The sequence below is a fragment of the Streptomyces sp. NPDC014006 genome, assembly GCF_043088925.1.
Classification (GTDB): domain Bacteria; phylum Actinomycetota; class Actinomycetes; order Streptomycetales; family Streptomycetaceae; genus Streptomyces.
In genome coordinates, this window is the sequence record NZ_JBICAJ010000058.1 from 1 (window position 1) to 1,358 (window position 1,358).

Below are 1,358 nucleotides of genomic sequence, written 5' to 3' on the forward strand. Positions count from 1 at the left end.
GGCAGCCGCCACGGCCGACCCCGCTGCACGTCACCACCACGGCGCCGCACCAACGCGACCAGCCTGGCGAACTGCACCTCGGTCAGTCCCGAGAATGGCTCGATCCACTTCGGATCATCTGCTGAGATCACCCCACCCATGCCCAGCCAACGCACCAACCGCCCCACCGGTTACGGGACAACCTCTAGATGAGGGAGTCCGTTGCCGAGCGCGTTAGCGTCGAAGATGATCGCGCGGAGAGGATCCGGCAGGGCGGGTGAAGTGTCCATGCGCACATCCTGACAAGGCGAGGGCTTGCGCAGCGGGGATTTTGAGAACGCCCGAGGTCTCCGGACATCGCTTTAATCTCTCCCCTGTCGTCGTCCTCCGCTGTCATGGAGTGGGAGGGGGACGTCTGGACATCCCGCGAGAAGTGGGTGAGGTCCACGAAGCCCCCGGTCGTAAAGCCAGTCTCTCCGTGCAGCTGAGGGTGTCGGCTCCCTCCGTTTGTGAGAGACCCCGGAGCCGTGGCTACCGCTATCGTCGCGGCCGCGACAGCAGGGGCCCCAGGGGACTGCTTTGAGTACCGGTATCAGCGCTACTGACCCACGCCGGATGGCGGGGGTCGGGGTGGTACATGGTGAGGTCTCCTACAGCGCCGCCCGGGGCTGGGGCCGCCGGCGCGGACTGCGCTCCCCTAATGCAGGTGCGAGCGCGTCGTGCCGCGCCGCGGCCTAATTGTTCGGGTGCAGGTGATCACAGGCCGATGCCCTCGGTCGGGGCGTCCTCGAAGGCCTCGCCCTCATCCACGTACTCCCAGAACACTGGGCTGTTCGCAGACCAGCCGCCCTGGCGGCGGAGCTTCTCGACACGCTTGCCCTTCTTGCGGCCGGTGGTGACCAACCCGCGCCGGGAGGAGTGGCCGGTGATCCGGCGCCCGGAAAGGCCCGCGTACTTGGCGAAGCGTGCGAGGGCGCGTCCGACGCCGTCCGGCGACAGCCGTGCGGTGCCCTGGTGGCCCCACTGGTCGACGGGCAGGAACGCCGGGCCCATGCCGGAGGCGCCGGAGCCGGAGGAGCCGGCGCAGATCCTCGACCTGGTGTCCGCCCTGAACGCCTCAGTGGAAAAGGCGCGCGAGGCCCGCGGCGAGCACGGTGCTCACGCGGAAGTGCACGAGCTGCCGCAGCCGAAGAAGAGGGCGGCCGCGAAGAAGCAGCCCGCCAAGAAGACCGCGGCGAAGAAGACGACCACGAAGAAGGCGAGCGGGCGGAAGCCGCGCAGCGCCTAGCTGTATTGACCTGAAGCGTTGTTGACGCGGCTGATCGGTGGGTGACCGCTGAGTGCGGTGTGGCAGCGATGGTGGTTGTAGGTGTGCAGGA

Annotated in this window: 2 protein-coding genes and 1 pseudogene; 1 reads left to right on the top strand and 2 read right to left on the bottom strand. The window is 68.2% G+C overall.

The genetic code is table 11. The features are described from left to right. Both ACF1GV_RS42580 and ACF1GV_RS42585 read right to left on the bottom strand, forming a co-directional pair. Positions 1-140: pseudogene (locus ACF1GV_RS42580) on the bottom strand (IS5/IS1182 family transposase); the annotation flags it as partial. 595 nt (positions 141-735) lie between these two features. Continuing rightward, positions 736-1,032, bottom strand: a complete 297-nt coding sequence (locus tag ACF1GV_RS42585) for a hypothetical protein (RefSeq protein ID WP_391692544.1) — start codon at positions 1,030-1,032, stop codon at positions 736-738. Between ACF1GV_RS42585 and ACF1GV_RS42590 the strand changes: the two genes are divergently transcribed. Further along, positions 1,031-1,267: a hypothetical protein gene (locus ACF1GV_RS42590; RefSeq protein WP_391692546.1), complete on the top strand. Its 237-nt coding sequence runs from the start codon at positions 1,031-1,033 to the stop codon at positions 1,265-1,267. The genes ACF1GV_RS42585 and ACF1GV_RS42590 overlap by 2 nt on opposite strands. Positions 1,268-1,358: the final 91 nt, after the last annotated feature.